At 60.0% G+C, this 26,002-nt stretch carries 12 protein-coding genes; 11 read left to right on the forward strand and 1 reads right to left on the reverse strand.

Translation table 11 applies throughout. The features are described from left to right. The first annotated feature begins 44 nt into the window (after nt 1-44). The 5 genes from CV013_RS09775 to CV013_RS09795 all read left to right on the forward strand — a co-directional run bounded on the left by CV013_RS09775 (nt 45) and on the right by CV013_RS09795 (nt 7,597). Entirely contained in the window at nt 45-266 is a 222-nt protein-coding gene (locus tag CV013_RS09775; protein ID WP_102155229.1) for a hypothetical protein, read from the forward strand. Nucleotides 267-997: 731 nt separating this feature from the next. Beyond that, complete coding sequence (locus CV013_RS09780; RefSeq protein ID WP_102155048.1) at nt 998-1,330, forward strand: hypothetical protein; 333 nt, start codon at nt 998-1,000, stop codon at nt 1,328-1,330. Further along, on the forward strand, nt 1,320-3,632 hold the full coding sequence (locus tag CV013_RS09785; protein WP_102155049.1) for a type IV secretion system DNA-binding domain-containing protein: 2,313 nt from the start codon (nt 1,320-1,322) through the stop codon (nt 3,630-3,632). Before CV013_RS09780 ends, CV013_RS09785 begins: the two co-directional genes overlap by 11 nt. A gap of 59 nt (nt 3,633-3,691) precedes the next feature. Further along, nucleotides 3,692-6,616 carry a MobF family relaxase gene (gene mobF, locus CV013_RS09790; protein ID WP_102155050.1) on the forward strand — a complete coding sequence of 975 codons (2,925 nt, stop codon included), beginning with the start codon at nt 3,692-3,694 and terminating at the stop codon, nt 6,614-6,616. Between the two features lie 72 nt (nt 6,617-6,688). Then, a complete protein-coding gene (locus CV013_RS09795; RefSeq protein ID WP_102155231.1) occupies nt 6,689-7,597 on the forward strand; it encodes an HNH endonuclease in 909 nt (302 codons plus the stop codon). A gap of 10 nt (nt 7,598-7,607) precedes the next feature. On the opposite strand, the gene CV013_RS09800 is transcribed toward CV013_RS09795, so the two are convergent. Beyond that, complete coding sequence (locus CV013_RS09800) at nt 7,608-8,243, reverse strand: S24 family peptidase (RefSeq protein ID WP_006832465.1); 636 nt, start codon at nt 8,241-8,243, stop codon at nt 7,608-7,610. A 473-nt stretch (nt 8,244-8,716) separates the two neighbouring features. Between CV013_RS09800 and zorA the strand changes: the two genes are divergently transcribed. The 6 genes from zorA to CV013_RS09835 all read left to right on the forward strand — a co-directional run bounded on the left by zorA (nt 8,717) and on the right by CV013_RS09835 (nt 25,942). Next, on the forward strand, nt 8,717-10,642 hold the full coding sequence (gene zorA / locus CV013_RS09810; RefSeq protein WP_102155051.1) for an anti-phage ZorAB system protein ZorA: 1,926 nt from the start codon (nt 8,717-8,719) through the stop codon (nt 10,640-10,642). After that, nucleotides 10,642-11,370 (forward strand): OmpA/MotB family protein, encoded by a 729-nt coding sequence (locus CV013_RS09815; RefSeq protein WP_006832463.1) that lies wholly within the window; start codon nt 10,642-10,644, stop codon nt 11,368-11,370. The genes zorA and CV013_RS09815 overlap by 1 nt, the downstream gene beginning before the upstream one ends. Further along, nucleotides 11,367-12,773, forward strand: a complete 1,407-nt coding sequence (locus tag CV013_RS09820) for an EH signature domain-containing protein (protein WP_198591848.1) — start codon at nt 11,367-11,369, stop codon at nt 12,771-12,773. Before CV013_RS09815 ends, CV013_RS09820 begins: the two co-directional genes overlap by 4 nt. Then, on the forward strand, nt 12,767-16,582 hold the full coding sequence (locus CV013_RS09825) for a DEAD/DEAH box helicase (protein ID WP_102155052.1): 3,816 nt from the start codon (nt 12,767-12,769) through the stop codon (nt 16,580-16,582). The genes CV013_RS09820 and CV013_RS09825 overlap by 7 nt, the downstream gene beginning before the upstream one ends. Nucleotides 16,583-16,800: 218 nt before the next feature. Then, nucleotides 16,801-19,992, forward strand: a complete 3,192-nt coding sequence (locus tag CV013_RS09830) for an STY4851/ECs_5259 family protein (RefSeq protein WP_232806584.1) — start codon at nt 16,801-16,803, stop codon at nt 19,990-19,992. Beyond that, on the forward strand, nt 19,979-25,942 hold the full coding sequence (locus CV013_RS09835; protein ID WP_102155054.1) for a DEAD/DEAH box helicase: 5,964 nt from the start codon (nt 19,979-19,981) through the stop codon (nt 25,940-25,942). The genes CV013_RS09830 and CV013_RS09835 overlap by 14 nt, the downstream gene beginning before the upstream one ends. Nucleotides 25,943-26,002: the final 60 nt, after the last annotated feature.

Below are 26,002 nucleotides of genomic sequence, written 5' to 3' on the forward strand. Positions count from 1 at the left end.
CGCGCACCTCCTGTCGTCTCACGACAGAAATCAGGAGGATTATCATGGCTTATTCGATGCATTGCGCCCTTCCGTCCCGGAGCTATTTCGAGGCTCTGGAAACAGCCGAGAAGAGAGCGCTGCACAGCTTCTTCGATCAGCACGTTATCGAGGATGACGAGCTCGGGTACTTTGCCCTCGACGAGGGTGACTACAACATGTTGCCAGCACATCTCGCAGCGCGGGTGGTCCACACGATCCACGGTGGCATGCTCGACGAGTTCTGAGACTACCGACAGGGCGGGAACCGGGAACGGTTCCTGCCCTTTTTTCTTGTTCGCCGGGTAGTCCAATCAAGCACAAGAAACCGGCTCGGTCGGTTGCTCTGACGGTCGCCCACCGCAATGCGGCGGCGCCCGATATGTGGAGCGGGGCTGTGGACGCACTCTGTCCCGCGCATCTGGCGATGCGCTCCTGAGGGTGCGGCGTAATTTGTTCTTCGGCCCCGCGCGCACTTACGAACCGGCACCGGGTCGGGCGGCGGGAAGCTAGGGCATGCGACATGCCCCGCTTGCCTTGCTTCCCACGCGCCCTTGGCCGCTGCCTCTTTCGCAGGTGCTGTCTTTGGCGGGAGGAGTTGAAATGCTCTCGATCTGCATCCGAAGAGGTGCCAGGCCTGATTGCTCGCGCTCCAACATGGAGATCGGGAAAGGTCATCCTTGATCAATACCGCTTATTGCCTGGACCACCTCGCGCACTTGGGAACAAGGGAGCACACCCTACCCCGCGATTTCGGGATTTATCTCTATGTTATTGCTAAAGAATATGGTTTTGGGCGGAATCAACCCGTCTGCGAGTAGAGCGGCTTTGCGCTGATCCGCAGACAACTCACATCCATCTATCATGCTGAAATATCGTTCGAATCTTTCGATTGACTGCGAGTTGTTCACGATTTATTCTCATCGTCACCTTCCGCAAGGTGAGCCAGGTTCCGTCGGCCCGACAAGGAACCTGATTCATGACCCGACAAGATCGGCTTCAGACATTCGTATCTCTCTCCGTAGGCAACTGGGTTCGCCAGTGTGCCGCGGACCACGGCGTTAGTGTTAGTGTTTTCATCCGTGACCTCATTGTCGCAGCGTGGCAACGCGATAATGAGGCGAAAGAACGCCCCGCAGGGCTCGATCCCGCGCGCCAGGCAATCTTCATTTCGGTGGCGCTCGATGCGCTTTTAGCCAGCCATTCTGACGCGAGTTTGCGCGACCGTACTCACGAAGCGTACCGGCGACGCCTCGAGCGTCTTGGCCTTCCTGTCAGCGCGAGCATGGGAGGCCAATCCCATGAAGCATAATCTCCTGAACTTCACCCGCGGGAGCCAGCTGCTCGGCCACTTCGGTTTCATGTTTGCAGCGGGCCTGAAGGGTCCTCTGATTGTCACCGGCTTGGTTGCCGTCGGCACCTGCTATTGGGAAGTGCGGTCAGCTCTGAGCGATCACCAGATCTACCTGGTCTGGATGCATATCTACGCCAGTCTTTATGCCTTCATGGAGTTCGATCCGGCCAAACTGGTCAACCTTGAACTGCTTGACGGCGAAAGGGTCGGCCTCCCGTTTGGCATCGTTCGCGAGTTCCCGCCGATGCGCGAGGCGGTCGATGCGTTTCGCACGGCAGTGAAGCAGGGATTGCTGGTCTCGGCAGTACTGCTGATCCCGGCCTTCGTGTTCTTCTGGTGGTTCGCCGAGCGCTTTGGCGGTCGGTCAAAGGAGCGCAAGCACGAGCGCGGCGCGATGCTGGTTTCGCTCGACGAACTCGAAGAAGAAATCGAGCGTCACAACAAGGCATTCCGGGCCGAGGAACTGGGACGCAAGTTCGGCTGGAAGTGGCGGCTTGCGAGCTCGTCGGCGCTCGCCGAAGCGGGCCACTATCAACCCGCACATCTCGCCGGTGTAAGCTGGCCGTGGCGGCTCGAGCAGAGCCACGCCATGCTTATTGGCACAACCGGAACCGGCAAGACCGTGGCGCTCACCGAACTAGTTGCCGAAGCGCGTGAACGCGGCCAGCGCGCGGTCATTTTCGACCTCACAGGGGCTTTCATTGAGGCCTTCTACGATCCCGCGCGCGACATCATTCTCAATCCTGTCGATGTTCGGTGTCCGCTGTGGAGCGTGTTCAACGACTGTACGACGGAAGCTGAGTTTCATGCCGCTGCCGAGGCGCTCGTGCCCCATGACGGGGGTGGTTCAGAACAGTTCTGGGTGCTCGCGGCGCGCATGCTGTTCGTTGAGATGTGTCTCCATCTTGCCCGTAACGGAACTGCAACCAACGAGGCTTTGGCACGGCGGCTGATGACCGCTGACCTGTCCGAAGTGCATAAGCTGATGCGCGGTACCATGGCCGATCCTCTGACCGCTCCGGAAGCGGCTCGCATGGCGGAATCGATCCGCGCTGTGTTCAATGCGAATGCGAAAGTGCTCAAGCTTTTGCCCTCATCCGGACCGCGCTTTTCGGTCCGCGACTGGGTCAAAGGCGACTGCCAGGCGGGCTCGATCCTGTTCCTCTCTGCCCGCTATGTCGACATGAGCATCTCCTCTCAGTTACTCACGCTTTGGCTCGACACGGCGATGAATACGCTGATGACGCTCGAGCGCACACAGGACCTGCGGATGTGGTTTCTGATCGACGAACTCGGCGCCCTTCACCGACTACCGGCCCTCGAAAAGGGGCTGCAAACCGCGCGCAACTTCGGCGGAGCGATCGTCACCGGCGTGCATGCGTTTGCCAAGCTCAAGGAAGTTTACGGCGAGAACATGGCCATGACCCTGTCCTCGCTTGCGCGCACCAAGCTCATCCTGGCGACAGCCGATCGCGAAACGGCGACCTGGTGCTCCGATTTCATCGGCCACCGGCAGGTGCGCGACATGGAAGAAGGCTACAGCTACGGGTACAACAATGCGCGCGACGCAGTCAGCCTGACCCCCCGGCGGCAGATCGAGCCGTTGCTCCTGCCCGACCAGTTCATGAACCTTCCGCGGCTGTCGGCCTACATCAAGTTTCCCGACGGATTCCCCGCTGCGCCGGTATCGCTCATTCCGCGCAAACGTGGTCGTATTGCCGAGGGATTCATCGCCCGCGAGAAACCGCTCATAAAGCCTGACCAGGGTCCTGCGGCAGCGACGCTCCAAGCAAAACCGGGTTTGAAACCGAATGACGAACATCCCGCCTCGAATGACGACGGTGCCGGTAAGCCTGTCGATACAAAACAGCTCAAACTCGACTTGGAGGGGCAGCGCCGTGTCGCCGATCAACCGCAGGACCGGCAGGAGCCTGTGCCACTTGAAAAGCTGAATGCAGGGCGCGTTGCTGGTGATCTCGGTGCCGAAACCCGGTCCGATACGCATCTGGATGCAGGTCCAACACTACCTCTCGCCGCAGTGCAAACCGGTGAGGATGCACCAGCAATGGGCGCGGAACAGCATCCCTCCGAACCGGGAACCGCCGGCGATGACGCAGCTGGAAAGGGCGGTTCGACGCCCCAAGCTCGCGCGGTGACCAGTGGGCACCAATCTCTCACGCCGGTCGAGAAAGACCTGCGTGAAGGTGCGGTCGCAGATCCTCCGGAAAAGGATTTCGGCGAGTTCGAGCCCGACATGTGAAAGGCAAATGGGGAGGGATTACCCGGCGGCGAGGGGAGCCGTGACGAGGACCAAACTGGATGCTTTCCGTCGCCAATGTGCGCTCCCCTTCGGCTGCCGCGAGCTATTTCGCGGCAGACAATTACTACACCGGCGCCGATGCCGATCGTTCCGGAACCTGGGTCGGGAAGGGAGCGGAACGACTTGGCCTTGAGGGCCGCGTCAGTGCCGAGCAGTTCGATGCCTTGCTGCGGGGAGAACTTCCCGGTGGCATCCAGGTCGGCAACGCGGGCCAGGCCCACAGGCCGGGAACCGACCTCACATTCTCACTCCCGAAAAGCTGGTCGCTGCTCGCGCTGGTGGGCGGCGACCAGCGGATTATCGATGCCTATCGCGAGGCCGTCATCGAGACCTTGCGCTGGGCAGAAAAGAACGCGGCGCAGACCCGGATGGGCAGTCAGGCTGGTTACGGGAAGGTCGCGACAGATAACCTGACGATTGGTCTTTTCCAGCACGACACCAACCGCAACCAGGAGCCAAACCTGCATTTTCACGCGGTCGTGGCAAACGTCACGCAAGGCAGCGATGGGAAGTGGCGCGCGCTTCGCAATGACAAGCTTTGGTCGTTCAACACACTGCTCAACTCGATGACCATGGCGCGCTTTCGCTTGGCGGTCGAGAAGATGGGCTACGAGGCCGGGCCGGTTGGAAAGCATGGCAACTTCGAAGCCGGAGGCATTTCCCGCGAGCAGTTCATGGCCCTTTCGACGCGGCGCGAAGAAGTCCTCGACGCGGTACGCCAGCTGGGTGAGAACACCCCGAAAACCCGTGACATTGCTGTGCTCGATACAAGGAAAAGCAAGGCGCCCGTCAGGGACCGGGAAGGCCTTCTCGATGCATGGCAGCAGAGAGCCCAGAAAGCCGGGATTGACCTTGCCGGTTTGATCGATGCGTCGCAGATGCGTGCCGCAACGAAGGACATTCCCAGCGCGAATAAGGGCAGCCTTCTGCAGCGCGGAATTGCGAAGCTGAGAGAGTTCGCGCAGCGGATCAAGGGCGATCCGGCCGATCCACTGATCCCTGCCCATGTCCTCAAGCAGGATGCATCGACCATCGCGGCCGCGCAGGCTGTTGCTTCCGCGGTGCGCCATCTCTCGCAGCGCGAGGCAGCCTTCCCGCGTGAGGGATTGCTGAAGGCTGCGCTCGATTTTGGGCTTCCGACGACGGTCGACCACATCGAAACCCGTGTGAACGCATTGGTCAGAAGCGGCGCACTCGAAGCCGGCAAAGGCGAGCACAAAGGCTGGCTGGCGAGCCGGGAGGCGCTGGACCTTGAAAGCACAATTCTCGCGAATGTCGACCAGGGACGTGGTGCGGTGTTGCCCATCCTGGATCGGGCGGACGCTGCAGAGCGGGTTCAGGCTGTTGCTGCGCTCAACCACGGAATTTCGCTCAACGAAGGGCAGGAGAATGCGGCGAGCCTTGTCCTTTCGTCGCGCGACAGGATCGTAGCGATCCAGGGCATAGCCGGGGCGGGCAAAAGCAGCGTTATGAAGCCGGTTACCCAGCTGCTCCGCGAGGAAGGCAAGCAAGTGCTAGGGCTCGCCGTGCAGAACACGCTCGTCCAGATGCTCGAGCGCGATACCGGCATCCGTTCGATGACCACCGCCCGCTTTCTCGCGCAATGGGGCAGGCTGCTGCACGAGCCGGGAAATGCCACGTTGCTGAGTGAGGCTCGGAGCGCGCTCGGATACCATGTCCTGGTGCTCGACGAGGCCTCGATGGTGTCGAATGAGGACAAGGCCAAGCTGGTACGGCTGGCTAACCTTGCCGAAGTCCAGCGCCTGGTTCTCGTCGGCGACAAGCGACAACTTGGTGCCGTCGATGCCGGTAAGCCGTTCGACCTCGTCCAACAGGCCGGGATCGAGCGCGCCAACATGGATGTGAATTTGCGCGGCCGCGATCCCGTCCTGCGGCGAGCCCAAGCAGCCGCGCAGGAGGGACGCATCGACGATGCGCTCCGGGCTCTTGCTCCTTCAACCATCGAGGCTCGCGGGGACAGTGCGATTGTTGCTGCCGAAAAGTGGCTTTCGCTCAGCCCGGCAGATCGGGATCGGACCTCGATCTACGCTTCGGGACGGGCCTTACGGTCTGCGGTCAACGAGGCTGTTCAGCGCGGACTCAAGGCCAATGGCGAGCTCGGCCCACGATCGGGCCGGCTGACCGTTCATTCGCGGGTGAATGTGACACACGAGGAGCTGCGCTATCTTCGCACTTACCAACCAGGCATGGTCCTCAACTTTCGCTCGCGCGACAGCACCCAGAAACTCTCCAAGGGCGACTACACCGTCAAAACCATCGACCATGCGCGCAAGCAGCTCGTGCTTGAGGACAGGAAGGGGCGTCTTCGCAAGTTCAATCCCGCGCGATTGCGGCCGGGCGCAGTCGATAGCCGGCTGTCGCTCTTCGAACGCAAGGCGCTTTCCATCATCGAGGGTGACAAGATCCGTTGGACCGACAACGACCACAAGCGCGGGCTATTGAACGCCGACCAGGCCAGGATCGTGGCCATCGACACAAAGGGCGTCTTGGTGGAGACATCAGCGGGCAAAGAGCTCCGCCTGAGCCGCGGCGACCCCATGCTCAAACGCTTGGACCTCGCCTACGCCCTCAATGCGCATATGGCGCAGGGACTTACTTCGGATCGCGGGATCGCAGTGATGGACAGCCGCGAACGCAATCTCGCCAATCGGCAGACCTTCCTGGTCACGGTCACCCGGCTTCGCGACGGCCTTACGCTGATTGCAGATAATGCCGAGAAACTCGGCCGGGCCATCAAGTCCAACAGCGGCGAGAAAGCATCGGCCCTTGAAGTAACGCAAAGGCTCAAAGCGGCAGCGGCCAAGGGCCTTTCACAAGACAAGGATGTTGGCAGCGCTTCGCCTGAAAGTGACAAGCCCGAACTCACCAAGGAAAGGGTAAAGCCTTTCGAAATCGGCATTTGATAACCGACAGCCTGGACGATTTCCGCGTTACCAGGCACGATGCCTGTTCGAGAGAAGTGCGGAGCGTTGCCGGTGAAGGGTGTTTTCGAGATCAGCGGCAACTCGCGCTACGACGACTTCATCACCGAGCGGTATCATTTCCCCTCGCAATATCTTCCTCAGGCCCGCCAGCTCGAGAGCGACTGGATCCTTTACCGTGAAACCCGGGTATCGGGCGGCCGGATGGCTTATATCGCGACCGCCTTCGTTGAGCGGATCGATCCCGATGAGGCTGATCCAACCCATTACTATGCGCGCGTCAGGGACTATCTACCCTTCGATGATGCGGTCTCCTACCGCGACAAAGACGGACGCTTTGCCGAACGCTTCCTTCGCGAGATGGCCCGTCCTGGCGATGCCGGAAGGACGCTGCGCGGAAAATCGGTGCGCACGCTCGATGGCGATGATTTCGTCGCCATCGTCAATCAGGGCCTGAGCGAGACGCTCGACCCGGACAACCGGATCAGGCTCGAGCTCGACGAGCGGTACATCGACGATGCAACTGCCGCGCTCCTTGCCGATGATTTTGGCGAACGCCGGATCGAGCAGATCCTGGTGAACAAGAAAATCCGTGCCGCCAGTTTCCGCAATCAGGTTCTCGACGCTTATGACAGCACCTGCGCCGTCACGGGATTGCGGATCATCAATGGTGGCGGGAAAGCGGAGGCACAGGCGGCCCATATCTGGTCTGTCGCTGATGGCGGACCTGACGTTGTACCCAACGGCGTGGCACTCTCGGCTACCGCCCATTGGCTGTTCGACCGGCATCTCATTACATTCGACGACAACCTGTGCCTGCTCGTATCGCACAACAAGGTGCCGTCCGATCTGTTGAAGCTCTTCCCGCCTTCAGGACAGAAGATCAGGCTTCCGATCGATCCGCGGGATCACCCCCGGCCGGACTTCGTTGCCAAGCATCGCGCGCGTTTTGCAGGATTCTGATCAGGTCGGATCAGACCGCGCGCCCGAACCAGATGACACGGCCGACCACCTGAATTTCGGACCGGTCGACATCATCCCAGCTGGGATAGGCCGAATTATCGCTGCTAATCGTGATCTTGCGGCCACCTGGCTTGAGCGTCACGCGCTTGACGACCAGCGCATCGTCGGCGCGCAGGACGTAGATGCCGTCACGTAGCCGCGAACCCTGGTCCGACGCATCGACGAGCACTTCGTCGCCATCGCTGAGTGTCGGCTCCATGGAGTCACCCAGGACGTGGATGATCGAAAGGCTGGCACTCTTTGCTCTGGTGAGCCTGGCAAGCCAGCGTTCGTCGAAACCGAAGCGGGTATGGGCAGTCTCGCTTTCGGCAATCGCTCCGAAGCCTGCCGACGCATCGACATTGAGCACGGGTATTTCGATCAACCCATCACGCATGGGTGCAGGCGGTCCGCCAAGCACTTGCTCGTCGACCCCGAAGAAGCTGGCAAGCGTACGCCGGTCATCGTCATCCAGCTTGCGCGGCGAGCCGCGCTTGATGAACTGCTGAATATAGGACGAGTTTCGTCCGATCATCCGCGAGATCGAGGAATATCCGAGCCGTCGCTGCTGGATCAGGCGATCAAGCTCCTCTCTGACATGTTCCATCGTGTAGTTCCTTCTGGCGGTCTCAGGAGAGAAGGAAATCTCCTAGACTCGATGGAACCTTCCTACTAAGAACAAAACAGGAACACAAGTGCTGAGTGAGTCGAGGAAGGCCATGAAATTGCTGGATCGCATTGAGCGTCATTTGAAAGAATCGCACATGTCGGCGACACGGTTCGGTCGTCGGGCGGTTGGCGATCCGCGCTTCGTGCTTGACCTACGAGCTGGTCGCAGGCCGCGTAGAAGGACTATCGAGAAGGTGGAGTACTACCTGAAAACAAGAAATCCGCTTCAATAGTTCTTCGAAATTCACGAAATTCTCATGGGTTTGTCGCAACCTGCCTTGGCGCGAGCTCTGCGGTCCGATACCGTCTGGCTCATTCAGGGTTTCTCCGTCCGGTTGCATTTCGCAAGCTTGGCCTGCTTCCGCACCGGTTCGCAGGAGCCCGTTACCTTTACGGGCTTCTGGGGGCTGCATGGAAATTACCGAATGGCTTGGCCATGGGCTGATCTACTTCTTCACGGAAATCCCGCTCATCGGCGATGCGATGGCGGCATTTCTGGCAATTGTGCTGATCGGAACAGCATTCGCAATCGCGTACCGTTACAAGCGGCAATATCATGCCCCTCTTGCTGATGCGATCGACGCCCGCGTTCGCCTGCTCGACGAGATAACCGGCGGCAGCACCGCCGATGTCGATCAGGCGCGCCTCGAGTTCGCGCGCCGCTTCAATGATATCGATGCCCAGATGATGGAGGCGAATGACGCTGAGGCGCTTCCGCTGCGCAGAACCTGGGAGGAATATCGCGAAACGATCGTCGATCCCTCGGCCGATGTTCTCCAGAATTCCGCTCGTCCCGAACACTTCTTCGTCAATCTCGGCGACCGTCATCGGGGGCTGAACTGGTTTGCGAATACTTTCATCGCCATCGGCCTGTTGATCACCTTCCTGGGCATCATCGCAGCTCTCTCGACACTCGACTTCAGCGGCGGTGTCGATGCGATGCAGGAGCGGCTCAATGATCTCATGAAGGTAGCCGGAGCGAAGTTCTGGGCCTCTGTGGGGGGCATCGTGGCTTCCATCGTGCTTCGATCCTATGACTACCGCTTCGGCAAGCGTATCAATGATGGGCTGTCCATGCTGTGTGACAAACTCGAGCATGGAATGGCCTATCTGCCGCCGCAACGGATTGCGAGCGATCAGCTGGCACAGCTCAAAGAGCAGACTCCGGCACTCCGCACCTTTTCCGAACAGCTTGCCGCCGCCCTCGACGGGGCCTTGGAAAAGCAGATGGCGCCCATGATCACGCACCTGGGGTCGATCCAGCAGGGCATCGACAAGATCAGCGGTGGCGGGGGTGAAGCCGTCCGCGACGCGATCGCTTCAAGTGCCGGTGCCGAGATGGCGGGCCTCGCAGATGCCATTGGCGCAATGACCGTCTCGATGGCCACGATGTCCGAACGTATCGAAAAACAGACCGGCGAAGCTGACCGCCAGATCGAGGAAGCTGTCAGGCGCTTTGGCCAGGCTTCAGAAGAGATGCGGTCAGCATTTGGCGAGCTCAACCGCAGTTTCGGCGTCGTAGCGGACCGCATGCGCGAAGAAAACGAGCAGGCAAGCGAGCTTGCCAGACAGCGGATGGACGAGTTGCTGAGCAATCTTGGCAATACGCTCGACGATATGAAATCCGGCCTCGCCTCGGCGGCCAGCCAGATGGGTGAAGCCTCGGCACGCGCGGCGAATGACGCGGCCCGGATCGGCCAGGAGGCAATGGAAAAGTCATTTTCCGAGTTCGTCGAACGGTTCAACCAGACCGGCGGCCCGCTGGTAGGCAGCATGAAAGACGCGGGCGATGCCATTTCTACGTCTGCGGACCGTCTCTCGACCGCACAAAGTGCTATCGGAGATCACGCGCGAGCGATCGAGCAAGTCGCCGCTCGCTCGAGCGATCTGGCGACGGCGTTCGGAACCGTTGCCAACGACGTTGAGGCGGCAACCGCGCCTGTACGCCAGTCGGCAGTCTCAATAGCCGAAGCAGTCAAATCGGTTGAGACCATCGTTTCCCGAAATGCGCAGTCATCCGAGAGCGCTCGTGACGAAATGCGGCAGCTTGCGGCAGCGCTAAGCGAAACCGCGAGTGCGGCCTCCTCTGCATGGTCGGAATATCGTGCTCGCTTCGAGGATGTGGACCGCGCTCTTGGTGACGCAATCGAGAAGATCTCGGATGCTGCCGGCAACCATGCGTCGAACCTCAACGAACGGGTCGGCCAGATCGATAAGGCTTTGGGCGATGGTGTGGCGCAGCTCGCCGGCGCACTCGAACCCCTCACGACCCTGCGGGATACCGTTGAGGAACTTGCCGGCATCCTTGCAAACCAGAACAGGGAAGCCGCTGAATAATGGAAGGCGTGGTTCGCCGGAAGCCGCCTGAAGAGGGCGAAAGCTATTTCATGTCTATGACGGACATGATGGTCGGCCTGCTTCTTATTTTCATCATCCTGTTGGCCTACTTTGCCCTCAATCTGCAGACCAAGACCGAAGAGCTGACCGGCGCGAACAGGACCCGCGCCGAGATCCTCAACGATCTGCAGCAGTCCTTGAAAGACCGAGGGCTCCAGGTAGAAATCGACACAAAGACCGGAGTTCTGAGGCTCCCTGACGATGTCCTGTTCGACAAAGGCCAATGGGAACTGACGGAGAGGGGGCAGGCCGCCATCAGCAAAGTTGCCAGCGCCATGGTTGAGGTCCTGCCGTGTTATACCGCCTCCGATCTTTGCGAAGGCGAACGCTCGCCGCATTTGATCGATGCTGTCTTTGTCGAGGGGCACACGGACTCCGACGTCATGTCTGGTGGCATGAACAACTATGGACTTTCGGTGCGCCGGGCAGAGACGACCTTCACCATGCTCCAGCGCAACCAACCGGCCCTTCGCGGTTTTCTCAATAGACCGGCGGGAGAGGACGGCTCGGCACCGATCCTAAGTCTGAGCGGCTACGGTCCCGACCGTCCCGTCGATCGTGGAGATTCCGAAGAAGCCAAGAAGCGTAATCGTCGGATCGACTTGCGCTTCCTGATGACGACGCCAAGCGCCGGCCTCGACCGCGATATTTTGAGGCAGGAGCAATGAGTTCGCTGCGGTCTGCAATCGCGAGAATGGAGGCCCTGGCATCGGCTGGACTGGCTAAACCTCCGACGACACAGCCTGAGTTGCAGCGACAATTGGCAAAGCTCGATGCATGTGTGGGCGAAGCAGAGCCCGTCATTGAGCTTAAGCCATTCCTGCGAGGAGCGGCCGATACCGGCGCAAACGGGTTAGCGCGGTTTCAGCTCAACAGGGTCCTGCGCGGCGCATGGTGCGACCCGGAGTTCGATGAGCTGGGTGTGGCGGCGCTCGAACGGGCCGATGTCGATCATCGGCGCAGTTCCGACCAGGCCGTGATCGATGGCTACCTTACCTATTTCCCGACAGGCCGCTCGATCATGCCAATGCTAGCAGAAGCTGCATCCCGCGCTGCCGTTCGGCATGACTGGGCATGGCGCGAGCGCGGCGCACGGTGGCATCTGTTCAAGCCGCAGATGGGACCAGCCAAAGTGGCGCGCGATTTTGTTACACGCGATGCAGACGGCATTTTCCATCTGATGCGCGAGACAGGTCTTGGCGCAAACCTTGCGGCGAGCGGGTTTGGTCAGGCAACTTTCGCCGAGACCTGCAAGGCAACCGCACAGCTTCAGCCTGCAGAAGCAGTCGGCCCGCAGCGCAGTATCCTGCGTATGTTTGATACAGAAGCGCAGGCGGGACAGTTGGAACTGGTTGTCCGCGCCCTGCTAGAACCCTGGATCAGGACCAAACCCGAACCCGAGCATCGAAAGGCAATTTCCGAGTTTCTGCTCGATCAGGTGGGTGATCCGCGTCTCCAGCGTACCCGGTGGGGCAGGATCGTACGATCGCTCGCCGAGTCGATCGGTGAAGAGCGTGCGCGCGAGGTCACTCAGGTGTTCAAGCGCTGGCTTACCGAAGTCGCCATGCGCGAGTTCTTCCGCGCCATCGCGAAGACCACGGATCGGCCTGATCAGTGGAAGCAACGAGAAGCGTTTTGGATTGCATACCTTGATGAAGGATTGGTCACCGACGCATGGCCCGCGCTGGGATCACGCGCGAAATATCAAATCGATTCTCTTATTCGCCAGAGTGGCGAACGACCAGAATACGGTCAAATTCGAGGAGGTCCCTCCCAGTCTTCATCCATCATCATGCAGATAGGCGATCTGCGCATATCGGAATGGAGCGATAACGGATCCTGCCGCTTCTGGAGTGACACCGATCCCGGAGCTCCGAAACTCTACGCAAAGGTCTACGACGGCGGGAAGCTGCGGACCACCAGCGGACGGTCGGATTTCGAGTATGAGTCCCATATCCCAGCGAGTCCTGGATGGGAAGGCAAGTTCGCCGGTATCATCCATCGCCGGACATCAATCGCGCATCCTCGTTTCGGGAGAGGCCGGGGCCGCAACTGGAATGATCGATGGTAACGACCAAGTTCATTGCCACACAGAACGAGGACGGCGGTGAGACGATTGCGCTTCTCCGCGAGCAGCCAGGTGGGCTTTTCCGGCGAGCATCAAGCGAAATTGTGCCGGTCTCGGAGTGGCCTAGAGTAGCCCCCGAAGCTGGGCAGGCCGCTCTGGCGCTGGCCCGAGCTCTCGATAACGATGGTCAGATCAGCGAGGAGGCGGAAGGCATAGTCCTTCCACCGCAGATCGTTGCACGGCTCGATGAAGCCGACGCATTCGCCCTCGGCCTTCCTCCGGCTACATCAATAACCCTTCAGCTCAACTCGGGAGGTTCGCTCGCTGAAGGAACAATCAAAGTCGATACGAAATGGGTCCGCCGCGGTGGTCTGCCGGTTCGAGCCGACATCGCTGGCGCGCGTCTGCGAGAGGGCGGGCGTGTGGGACGAATTCCCGAGCCGATCTATTCGGCCTTCCAGGCCGCACTTGCAGTCAATGCGGCTGATGATCCCGATCAGCGCCGTGCTGCCTTTGCCGAGCTACGTTCGACGCTCGGAGATGACATCGGCACCGGCATCGAGGCAGATGGCTTTCTCGAGCGTGTCCGGATTGCCTATGCCGCCAATTTTTCACTCAACGCAAAGACCGACCATGGACGTTTCGACTTCGACCCCGTCCTCTTCTCGAGAAACGTAAGCGAGAGCGCTGAGGGTGACCTGGTCGACGAAGAAGAAGCGTCGCTGCTTACCCCGCAGGACAATCAGCATTTTCAGCGCCGGTTCCGGGGTCAGGACGGCGGGCGGCGAAGCTATCTGCTTTCCGACGGAACGCTCCTTTTTCTTGACCCGATGCTGGGCAAGGCCCTCGACATCGTGCGCGCAAAGCAGGTGGGCACCTCACAGGAAAAGCGCGAATTCCTGCGTTCGCCGCAACGTATCCTGCGTGAGGAGCTCAAGCTTGACGCGGCAGGCGATGACGAGGCAGCTGATCGTCTCTTCATCGAGACTCAGCAGTTTTCCGAGAGGGTCAGCGGGATCGAGGTCTGGCAAAAGCCGGTCCTACCCTGGATCAAACCCAAGCCGAACAGCTGGCTGCCCGAAGGGTTTGGATTGCGGATCGGGGATCCGCCCGACGCGCGTCATGTCGAGTTGGCTCCTGGTGAAGCTGAAACGATCGCAAGCGAAGTCGAGACAGCGATTGACGCAGGCAAGGAGACGATCGCCTGGCGCGACGAAAGCATCCCCGCGACGCCTGCAACCCTGCAGGCCGCGCGAGCAATTGCAGACCTCGAACGTGAGATCGCTGATGAGGTCGAGGGACGCGCCTCGGACAGAACCGAACGCGAGAGCGTCGATATCTTCTTCCTTCAGGTCGGAGAGAATTTTGAGCAGCTGGACTACGCGCGGCTGCCTCGTCCCGACGCTGAAGTGCAAGATTTCGCTGCTCCCGAGCTGCCCAAGGGACTGAGATCGGAACCCAAGCCTCACCAGGTGCAGGCGTTCGCATGGTTTACCGAGGCCTGGGAGCGCCGCATGCCGGGCGTCTTGCTCGCCGACGATATGGGGCTCGGAAAGACCTTCCAGGCGCTCATGTTCCTCCTGTGGCTGCGCAGCAAAACGCCTCACCCGAAGCCCGTCTTGATTGTCGCGCCCACAGGTCTTCTGCGGAATTGGCAAGCCGAGCTTTCTCTGCACATCGAAGCAGAGCTCATGGGGCCTGTTGTCGAGGCGTTCGGTGCCAACCTGCGCAATTTCCGTCTCGAGGCTGGGAGCGACATTCGCGGGGGAACCTCGCGTCTCGACGTGTCCGAATGGAATGACGCCGGGATCGTCCTGACGACCTACGAAACAATGCGCGATTATCACATGAGCTTCGCGCGCATTCCGTTCGCTGCAATCGTTTACGATGAAATACAGAAGCTCAAGAATCCTGCCAGCCAGATGACCCGCGCCGCAAAGGCGCTGAACGGCACAATCCAGATCGCTATGACGGGCACACCGGTCGAGAACCGGTTGCAGGACCTGTGGTCGATTGCCGATACGGTCTATCCAGGTTTTCTTGGCTCGAGCCGGGAATTCGAAAGCAGCTTCCCTGCGAACGATCTCGAGCGCCTTGGCGATCTCCAGCACCGTCTGATCGAGCGCGACAAAGAACTTCCGCCTTTCATGCTGCGCCGGATGAAGGACGAAATCCTGACCGGGTTGCCGGAGAAGAAGGCCCGCAAATATCCGGTCGAGATGCCAACCGCGCAAGCGCAGGCCTACGACCTCGTGCTGGCCAGAGCGCGAGCGCTACGGGAAAGTGGCGAACAGGGTGCGATGCTCAAAGTGCTGCATATGCTGCGCGGTACATCGCTCCACCCGTCACCGCCGCGCGGAATTTCGAACATCGACGAGTACATCGGGCAATCTGCACGGCTGAAGAAGACCTTCGAAATCCTTGAGGAGGTCAGGCAGCGCGGCGAAAAGGCCCTGCTATTCTGCGAAGATCTCGAGATGCAGGCCTTCCTCGCGATGGCAATTCAGGAGCGCTTCGCGCTCGAGCGCCGCCCGATGTGCATCAGCGGGAAGGTTGCGGGCCATAAGCGCCAGGAGATGGTCACTGCCTTTCAGAGTTCGCCAGCCTCATTCGACGTTCTCATCCTGTCTCCCAAGGCTGGCGGCGTGGGGCTCACGATCACCGCTGCAAACAATGTGATCCATCTGTCCCGCTGGTGGAATCCGGCCGTTGAAGATCAGGCGACGGACCGCGCCTACCGGATCGGTCAGACCAGGCCGGTGACCATTCACATCCCTATGGCTGTCCATCCGGACGAAGCGATCGGACCTTCAAGCTTCGACCAGCGTCTCGACGCCCTCATGGAGCGCAAGCGCTCGCTGAGCCGGGGTCTGCTCATGCCGCCGGAGAGCGATCGCGATGTAGAAGACCTGCTTTCCGATGTGCTCGACGGGCGCCCTGCAGAGAACCGTGATCGAAGTAGTGCGTATGCCGCCGCAGGGCAGGTGGACAAGGATATTCAGGACACCGATTACAGCGCGAGTGTTCGACAAGCAGAACCGCCTGCCCCGCCAGTCGCACAGCAGGAAATCGAAGAGCCGACGGGAGACGAGGAGAGTGCTCGCTCCCGCGGACCCGCGAGCGACAACACAGCGAGTTCCGCAAACCTTGATCCGGCTGCGGAGCACGCGGCAGAACCAGGATTAGAAGAAGCGGCGCGCTCACAGTCTCACTCTGATCCTGGCGAGACAGCATCGAGCAATGCCGAGCGCAAAAACCGGCGCCCCATCCTCTCTGTGCGTACTCCCGTCGAGGCGGCTGAAGCGCGCGTTCCTTTCGTTCAGCGGGTCGTGTTCGAACAATATGGACAACGCGACTGGACGATTTTCGAGCAGTACGCGCGCGACGCACGAATTGAACGGCTCGAAATCCAGGACCCCTATTGTTGCGCTGACGAGCAGGCTCGCGGGCGCCTCATCAATTTCATCGGTCGCTTTGAACAGCTCGCTTCGGAAATCGCGGCCGTGCAAATCGTGACATTCGACGCCGATTCCGTGCAGACTCGTGACCCTGAAAGTACGCGTGACCAGCGCCAGGACCTTGAAGATCGGTGGAACCGTATGCTGGCCTCCGTCCCCCTCCACCTCGCACAGAAGTCACGGCGGTCGGGCGGGGACCTGCACGATCGTTTCGTGAGGGCTAAACTGGAGAATGGCGATACCGTCATCTGGGATCTTGGACGGGGTATTGACGGTGTCATGAACGCGCGCTGGTCTTGCGTTGTGAATGCTTTTTACGAGGGCTCGATTTCGACCTCTCGGGCAATGCACTGAAAAACCTGACCTTCATCATTGATTATGAAGTAACGTTCAGAGATGTTGAGGTAAGTGAGGGTGTTGTCTGGCATCCATGATTGCGAGAGGTGCCGGGGGTGAGTGCGGGGATGGAAGGACGCGATTTCAAATCTGAAATCGACGCGGCGCAAAACGACCCGGTTCGACTGCGCAAGATTGCCGATGACATTCACGCTAGCGGCGGCTCGCGTATCCTGATGATCCGCGCGATCCAGCTGGCCAGGGCAGCAGATAGCGGACCGCATCCTTTGGGTAAGACTTGCGGGGATCTTGGTTTACCTCGCCCCACCGGACTGCCGCTTTACCGCTACAAGCTCGCACCGGGAATTTTTCAGCGGATCGAAGCGAAGCTTGCTGCCAATCTCGCATCTGACTTGCTGCGACCGTCACTAGCACCAGCTTTCGTCATGTGGGCGGCAGACTGGTTTCGGCGCTCCTACCAGGGCGGCATGCAGCGCTGGGCCGATATCGAAGCGGTTTTGAAGCTCCAACTCCCACAATCGGAATGGCGGGCACTTGCAGACCGCGGTTTCGATGCCTGGGGCGTTGAACCTCTTATCACGGCGCACGGAAACCAGCGTCTCTCCAATCTCGCGCGGCATGGGGGCTTTCCTGCAGCAGCAATCGCAGGCGGTGCGAGCTGGCCGCGTCGCTTCCTAGAGCGGGCAGTCGGTGAGCTGCTCGGGGCAGACATCCAGGACATCGCTAGCGCTGTCTCGATCTGCGAACGCAACGAATATTTGCTTCCCTCAATCTGGCGCAGTCCGGAAATGCACGCAATCTGCGGGGAACTTGCCCTCAAGATCGTCGAGCTTCGTGCATTCATCGACAAGGAAGTGCCAGTTGACGGTCGCCCTTATTCGGCCCGGCTGGACCACGCTTACGAAGACTGGCGCGATGAACTGCCGATGACGCTCGACGGGGCAGCTGCGGGCCTCATCGATACGCTCCTTGAAGCCAGAAAGCTGACCGGAACAGGGAGCATCCGGGTCGGACGGTTGATGCGTTCGCAGGATGGTGAATGGCGCGAAAGTCTGGATTTCCATCTCGAAGGTCGCTGGGACGACAAGGATCGTGTGCTGTCCGCAGGTGAATATGTCCGGGTGTTTCTTCAGCCCTCGGGTGCCTTGGCGGACCGTATCTCCGGTCGGCTGGCTTACCTGGAGGTTGAATCAGGCAATTGCTGGATCGCGCGTGCTATGCGCAGCGAAGCTGCGATCGATTTTCCCTTGGACCTCTCCGTCACCGCCGAATTCCATGCCCGCGGCGAAAGACTCGCCCAAAGCTTTGTCCTGCCGGGCGGCAAAGCGGTTGGGGATGGACTGCGGATATTCGAGCGGCGGACCGGAGACACGGAGCTAGGCACGTTTTCCCTTATCGGTCAGGGGTCAGGTGGTTATCGCGCCGAACCAGTCTTTGTCGATGTTCCGCAGGATTGGATGCTTCGCGGCAAGGACAGCAATACAGAGATCGAAGCCGAGGATTTTGCTTTTGCACCTGGTCGTTCGCTCTACCGCTGTGCTGGCCAGATCATCGCCGAGAAGCCCAATGGCGACGCATTTCTGGTGCGGACGGGGCAGAGTGCAGATCGTAAGGATCGCCTGACCATAGTCGCCCAAGAGGCGACCGGTGTGCAGGCACCCGGCGGCGAACGGTTGATCAAACATCCGCTGCATGCAGAGGTCGAAGACGGGGTTTCCCGGCGCACTGCAATGCGCGGAGAGGTCGGCTGGCGGTTTGCAGGGGAAAGCGCCTGGCGCGATGATCTTGTCAACGCGGGCCCTGGACACTGCGAGTTCGCCTGGCTCGATGGAACGACCAAGCATGTTCGGGACCGGACGAGTGCACTGGTTCTGCCGGTTGAATTCGCACTCAGCCAGCGGATCAATGCGGCCCATGCGGAAATCCTTTTGGAAGGTTGGACCGGAGAAGCGGTGCTCAGTGATGAAACGCCGATTGCGGACCATCGCTGGCGGGTGCGGATCGATCCGCCCCGACGCGCGCTGCTCGGCTTGCGCCTCACCCCAAGGCATGGCTCCACTTTCGACCTCAATGTGCCTTTGCGATCGAAAGAATGGCTGACGACCTGGGATGGCGAACTTCTCAGGCGCGATACTGTCGTAGGCCTCGCCGATCTTCGTGACACCGTTGCCCGCGCGCCGGGCCGTGCGATGCTGATGGGCGAAGTTGCCCATCACGCTGGAGCGTCGCTAGAGGCGAGTTGGAAGGTCGATGTCGAACTGGGCCTGTCGGCTCTGCGCAACGATATTGCCGCCTTGATGCGGCCGCTCGGCATCGATGCCCAGGTCCGGCTCGACTTTCACAACGGCAGCAATGACAACTGGTACGTCACGGAATTCGGCAATTCTCTTGAGTGGGAACCTTCGGGAGGGCTGCGCCCGAAAACGGCCATTGTCGGCGAGGATGTCCGCGTTGGCGGCCGCTTTCTTGGTGCTCCCGAGAAAGAGGTGGATTTCGGTCCGTTTGACGGATTGCTTGGCGGCCTCGGAGGGCAATTGATCCAACTGCCACGATTGCGCGGTCCATGGCTCGTCTATCTGCGCGAAGGTGCTCGCGTCCTCACGAGGCCAAAGTTTATCGACGGCGATCCGGTTCACGACGTTCCGCAACACCGGCTCGGCCGGGCAATGGCACAGCCTCTTTTACAAGCGCGCGAGGACCTGGTGCGGCTGGCGGAGGAACTCGCTGCTGAGCCCATGTCTTCTGAAGCGACTCAGACCATTCGTGCAGTCATGGATTTGGCGCTGTCGCTCAATGGCTTGCCTCCGCAGACGTTCGAAATCTTCAGCAAGTTTGAGATTACCGGTCCGCTTGCGCCGCTCCTTCTTTATCGCTGCGAGGAGCAACACCTCTCGACGATCCTCGAGCTGTTTGATGGCCTATGCTCAAGCTGGTCTCTTTTGCCGATCAAGGCCTGGGACGCTGCCTTTCAGGCTCAAGGCAATTATCTGGTCAGCCGGCTCGATGACCCTCAGTGGGCGTTGGCAAACATCACGGAACGTCAGAACGAAATCGCGGCGCGTGCGCCGCAGCTTGCGCCACTCATTTGCCGGGACTTCTCGCCGCTCAGCTGGGAAGAGCTGCGCAACCACTTCACGAGCCACACAAGCGAGGGCATCAATATGGATGCCGGCGGCTTCAACCCTTTTCGGCCTGCTTACAGCGAGCTACTGCCAAGAGAGAACTTCGTCGAAGCGCTGATGCGGGTCTTCGATGCTCCTTTCGCCGCTGCACTTTCCGCTACCGGACGTGCTTCTCTCGAGAAGGAGCAAGTCCTGACCGTCAAGGACGTCGAACGACGTCACCCCAACTACTTTGCCAAAGCCTTTGGCTATGCCCTTTCGGAGCTCAAGAATGGCCGCCAGTGATCCCCTCCCTACATCCCGATTGTCGCCGATGGAGGTGCATCAGCGGCTGAGGACCGGCCTCGCGGAAGCGGTCGTCTCGCGCGCAGGCATCCGGCACGAAGGGCTCAACGCTTTTCTCCGGAGCACTCTTGCCGGCACGGACCCAGCAAACGGTAGCCTCCTTTCCGAACAGCTTTTTCAGGCTGCTCCCGGCTATGTATCCTCAGGAAAGAGCCCCGACCAACTTCAAGCGCTGCTGCATCAGCGCACAATCGACGCGATCACCCAAACATCGGATACTGATCTACGCTTCGATTACCCCGCCTACGCGCACCAGCTGGCGACGTGGGAACTGCTCGGCACGCAAGAGCCGCAATCGGTTCTGGTTTCGAGCGGCACGGGGTCGGGCAAGACCGAATGTTTCTTGGTCCCGATGCTTGATGATCTGGTCCGGGAGTCCGAAGAGCAAGGTCCTCTGACAGGGGTTCGGGCCCTGATGCTCTACCCTCTGAACGCTCTTATCGCGAGCCAGGAGAAGCGCCTTACAGCCTGGACCAAGCCGCTTCGCGGCGATGTCCGCTTTGCCCTCTACAACGGATTGATGGGAACGGCGCGGAAGTCTAATCGCGACAAGGCCGAGCACGAGATACCGCATCAGGTTCTTTACCGCGAAACCCTCCGGGCCAACCCACCACCAATCCTCGTTACCAACCAGACGATGCTCGAATACATGACGATCCGGCGCGAGGATCGTCCTATCCTCGATGCATCAAAAGGGAAGTTGCGCTGGATCGTGATCGACGAGGCGCATAGCTACATCGGCTCGGCAGCGGCGGAGCTCTCGCTCCTGCTTCGCCGGGTGATGAACGCATTCGATGTGACGCCGGATCAGGTCCGCTTCGTTGCGACGTCGGCGACCATCGGCTCTGCGGACGACCAGAAGGCCCGCGAAGACCTTCAGAGATTCCTTGCCGACATTGCTGGCGTTCCGCTTGAGCGGGCGCATGTCGTTGTTGGAAAGCCGCAGCCGGTCGATCTCTCGAAAGTCCTGACAGCGTCCGATGATCCGGCAGCATCATCGGTTGCCGAGAGGCTGGAAGGTGAGCCCCAGACCCTGGCCTCGCTCAAAGCGCTCTCGCCGGACGCCGAAAGGATTTTGCTCGATCTGTCGGCCCATAATGCAAGCGAAGCGAAGCCTGTCCTGCCGATGCGAGCGCACAGCTTCACGCGGGCAGTTGCCGGGCTCTGGACCTGCATCAATGTCGATTGCCCGGGTGAGATGCGGCCCAAGGATTGGCCATTTGGCGCTGTGCTCTTCGACCATCGGGACCAATGCCCCCAATGCCAGTCGATGGTGTTCGAAATTCAGAACTGCCTCGACTGTGGCGAGCCCTTCCTCCCGGCCGATGACATGGGCGACAGGATCGTACCGCGGCGAAGTGATCATGATGCAGATGAGTTTCGTGAAGATAGCTATCGTGACCGCGATCATGATGATGACGATGAAGAAGATGAGCATGAGGGGATCGGCCATCCGCGGCTGATTGCCATAAACCCGAAATCCGAAGCGAGCGCGACCGCTTTCGATGTATCCAGTGGAGAGTTCACTGGCGAGGCGGGGCATTTTCATCTGACCCAGCTCGATGAGGGACGTTGCCCGGCCTGTCTCGGAAACAAGCGGCGCGGGCGACCGGCCATCTTTCCCTTTCGCTTTGGCACACCGTTCCTCACCCAGAATGCGGCACCGATCCTCCTTGAGGGTGTGTCGTCACATCAGGCGGAGCACGCCCTGCCGTTCGATGGCCGTCAGCTGATCAGCTTTTCGGACAGCAGACAGGGAACTGCTCGCTTCGCCGCCAATATTGAAACCAACGGAGAGCGGGGCTTTGTCCGCGGCTTCATCTATCATGCCGTTCAGAAGGCTGCCCAGGGTAGCGACCTGACCGATGAGCGCAGGGAAGAGCTGCTCAAGAAGAAGGCTGCTCTAGCGAACCTTGTGGCAGACATGCCTGCCTTCAAAGATGATATCGCCAAGATTGACGCGGAGCTCGCGGGTGGCGCTGCAACCGGAATACGCTGGAAGGACTTGGTGTCAGCGCTCGCTTCTGAGCCGGCGATTGGCATGATGGCCAAGGTCTGGGACCTCGATCGCAGCGAACGTTTTCACGATAACCGGGAAGCACTGGCTCGCTTCATGCTCTTGCGCGAACTCGCCCGTCGTCCGCGGAACGCCAATGCGATGGAGACCCTTGGCCTGGCACGGCTCCGTTTCCCGGATATCGAGCGGATTGGCCCGGATAAGCTACCCGAGCTTGTCGGCCAGAAGGGCTATTCCATCGAAGACTGGCGCGATTTTCTGTATTTCATGGTCGACTATTTGCGGAGCTATTTCGCGCTCGACGTCGATGATGGGGACGCCCGCTGGATGCCAGGGAGGGCACGTCCTCGCAATGTAATAGGGCCCGATCAACCTCCTGGATCAAAGCGTGATATCAGCTGGCCCTCAGTCAATACCAAGGGCACGCAGCCCGCAGCAGTCCTGCTCCTCGCGACAGCGTTGAAGCTGGATGTCGGTGAGCCGCGTCATAGACACGAGATCAATCAGCTACTTCGAACTGCTTGGGAACAGCTCACGCCCGTGCTTGCAGGCGTCGGCGGTACATTCACCCTGCGGCTCGAGCAAAAGGCCGAGATCGAGGCGGTTGATCGAGCTTGGCAATGTCCCCTAACGCGCCGCGTTCTACCGCGACTTGTATTTGGTAGGTCACCCAATCTTGTTGGGTCTGGAAGCAGGATCGACGGCAAAGCGGTCTTGCCGGTTGAGTTTCCTAAGATTCCACGCACGCGACCGCTCTCTTTTGCCGATAAGAAGGAGATCAGCGGTTGGCTAGTTGAGGACAAGCTAGTCCAAGCCCTTCGACAGCTGCATCTTTGGACCGATCTTCATGATCAGGCGGCGCTCGCCACGCCCTACCTTCGAGCCGAGGAGCACAGTGCCCAGCAGCCCCCGCACCGGCTGCGGGAGTTCGAGGAGCAGTTCAAGGAAGGCGATATCAACCTGCTCGCCTGCTCGACCACCATGGAAATGGGTGTCGACATCGGTTCGATCGAAGCCGTGCTGATGACCAACGTTCCACCCTCGATCGCCAACTACAATCAGCGGGCCGGTCGCGCGGGGCGCCGCGGACAGGGCTTTTCGACAAGTCTCACAATTGCCCGCAATACACCTCTCGATCTCGAAACGTTTGCCGATCCTGCTGGCTATTTGCGCCGCAAACTCGCATCGCCGCGCGTATCGCTTGATTCAGATCGGATCGCGCAACGTCACGCGAACGCCTATCTTCTCGCTCAATGGTTCCGCGAGGTTGAGGGGGAGTTTGCCCGGACCAAGACTGGGGATTTCTTCGGCTGTCGTGCTGACCTTCGTCCTTTCGAAGGTCTCGCTCCCGTGGACGCCTTTTGCGAATGGCTCGATCTACCAACAACGGCATCCGCAACCGAAGAAGGTCTGTTGCGGCTCCTCAGGGGAACTGGTCTCGAATACGACACCGAAATCCGGGGGCATACGGCGGAGATGTTTGGGCAGGAAGCTGCGAATTTCCGTCGCACATGGCAGCGCCTAAAGGAAGACTCGGACGCGCTCGAAGGGCCGGCAAAGAAGGCGATCGAGTTTCAGGCACGGCGATTGTGCAAGGAGTTCCTCCTGAAGGAGCTCGCCAATCGCTCGCTTATCCCTGGGAGCGGTTTTCCGACATCAGTTGTCCCGTTCGATACCCTCTGTGCCGAGACGCAGAAGGCGCAGGAGCGCAATCGTTCGGAAGAGGAAGGCGCGCGTGATCGGCGCTATGAATGCCCGACGCGCAACGCCGATATCGCCATCCGAGAGTATGCCCCAGGGGCAGAGGTCGTTGTAGACGGGCTGGTTTGGAAATCGGCCGGGGTCACCCTCAACTGGCTTAGCCCGATCGACAGTGGCCAGCGTGAGCCGCAGAACCTTCGTTGGGCCTGGTGGTGCGACCATTGTGGTGGGGCGGGCAGCGATCACCAGATGCCAGACCAGTGTGCCCATTGCGGCGAACGAAGCATTAGCATCGAGCAGTTTCTTGAACCGGCTGGGTTCCGGGTCGACTGGAGCGCTCAGCCGCATGCCGACACCGATCAGGCTGTCTACATCGAACCCAAGTCCCCGAAGGTCAGTGTCGGTGATGCCCTGTGGCAACCCATGCTGCAGCCTGAGACCGGCCGGATCCGCGCTTCGCATGAAGGTTACATCTACCATCACTCTCGCGGACCCAATGACCAGGGTTACGAGATTTGCCTGGAGTGTGGGCGTGCAGGGGATGCCGGGACGGACGCTCTCAAAGACCATCGGCCGCTCTCGCCGAGGGACCGAAAGGCGATAGACCGCTGTCCGGGCAATGACGAAGGTTATGCGATCACGAGTGCTCTAGCGCTGGGCCATGAAGTTCTAACCGATGTGGTTGAGCTGCAATTGCCTGGGCTGGAAAGTGACGGTGCGGCCTGGGCGCTTGGCGCAGCCATGCGCGAGAGTCTTGCACGCTGGCTTGGAATCGAGCCGCGCGAGCTTGGAATTTCCGTGGCAGCTCGAGACAGCAAGCTCGGTCGCAGAGTGCCGTCGGTCTACATCTTCGATGAGGCATCTGGAGGTGCCGGATACGCTCCGAGACTTCTCGATGACATCTATCATGTCTTCGAACGGGCGGCCCGTGTCCTCGATTGCCCCAAGGAATGCGAGATGGGGTGTTCGGCCTGCGTCCTCGCTGCCGATCTCTACAAGCAACAGGGACGTCTCGACCGCCGGTCTGCTCTCCTCGCGGTCCAGGCGTTTCTTGAGACGAATGCTGAACTGCCGCAGGAAGATCGTGCGGTCCCCGATGCCAGAGCAATCAATGACGCGGCAAACACACTCCTTTTGAGAGCGCGAAGCGGAGACAGCATTTCCGTCTTGTTGCCGACCGTGTTCGATCTGGCAGAGCTGACTTCTACTAAGATGCGCACGTTCTTTTCTGCCGCCTCGGCCCGCGGCGTTCCGGTGACGCTCGTGCTTGATCCAAGTTCTTTTGATAAGCTCGAAGAGGTCGAACGGCGCTTTTTGCGCGATGCCTCGGTGCGGTTCGAATTCTCTTTGGCCCTGGGTAAAGGGGAAGACGCGCCTTTCGAGAGCAAGCGGCTGGCCGAATTGATTTCGACTGATCGCGCCACAGGGTTCTTCTCCCGCGATATGTCTGCGACGCAGCCGGGTGAGCGCTGGGGCATGGGTGAGACGCATGCGATTGTTGCTGGCACTCTCAGCGGCCCCACCGCCTACAGCCCGATCAACCCTGAAGATCTAGAGCGACAGGGTGCGGCTGGTGATCAGGTCGAGCTGATGCAAGGTTTCGGGCAATGCCCGGTTGGCCAGTTTGGCAAACGCTTTGGCTCGAAACTGAAACAGCAGATGGAAGCGGCTGGTGTTTGGAGGCCTGGCAGTCTTGTGCGGATCACCTACGCCGACCGCTACCTGAACTCTCCGCTGACCATGCTCCTCTTCCTGCGGACGTGCGAAGCTCTATCCGCTGACTTGAAGGTGGATAGTCCCGTTGAAGTCGATATCCTGGTTCAGCCACTAAAGAACGATCGTAGTCCTTATCAGATCAAACACGATTGGACTTATGAGGATGACCGAGCGGAAGTAGCCGAGCTTTTGGGCGAAAAATTTGGCCTCGATGTCGACCTGCAGGTCACGGAGAATTCGGACCACGGCCGCAAGCTCGAGCTTGAATACGCCGATGGTCAGAAGGTCCTCGTGCTGCTCGACCAAGGGTTTGGATATTGGCGCATAGCGGGTAGCCCGCCGCGACATGACTTTCGTTCGGCACCCGCTGCCCAGGCAAGTGAGCTTTTGCGCTCATCGGCTGCGGTTTCCGGCGTGGGAGAGAGCTACTACGCAGTGAAGAGAGGTGCGAAGTGAACCATTTTGGCCTCGCCGCGCGGTCGCGTTGGTCGAGCCTTACGGCAATGGCACTCAGAG

Source organism: Tsuneonella flava (assembly GCF_002870965.1).
In the GTDB taxonomy this organism is placed as follows: Bacteria; Pseudomonadota; Alphaproteobacteria; order Sphingomonadales; family Sphingomonadaceae; genus Tsuneonella; species Tsuneonella flava.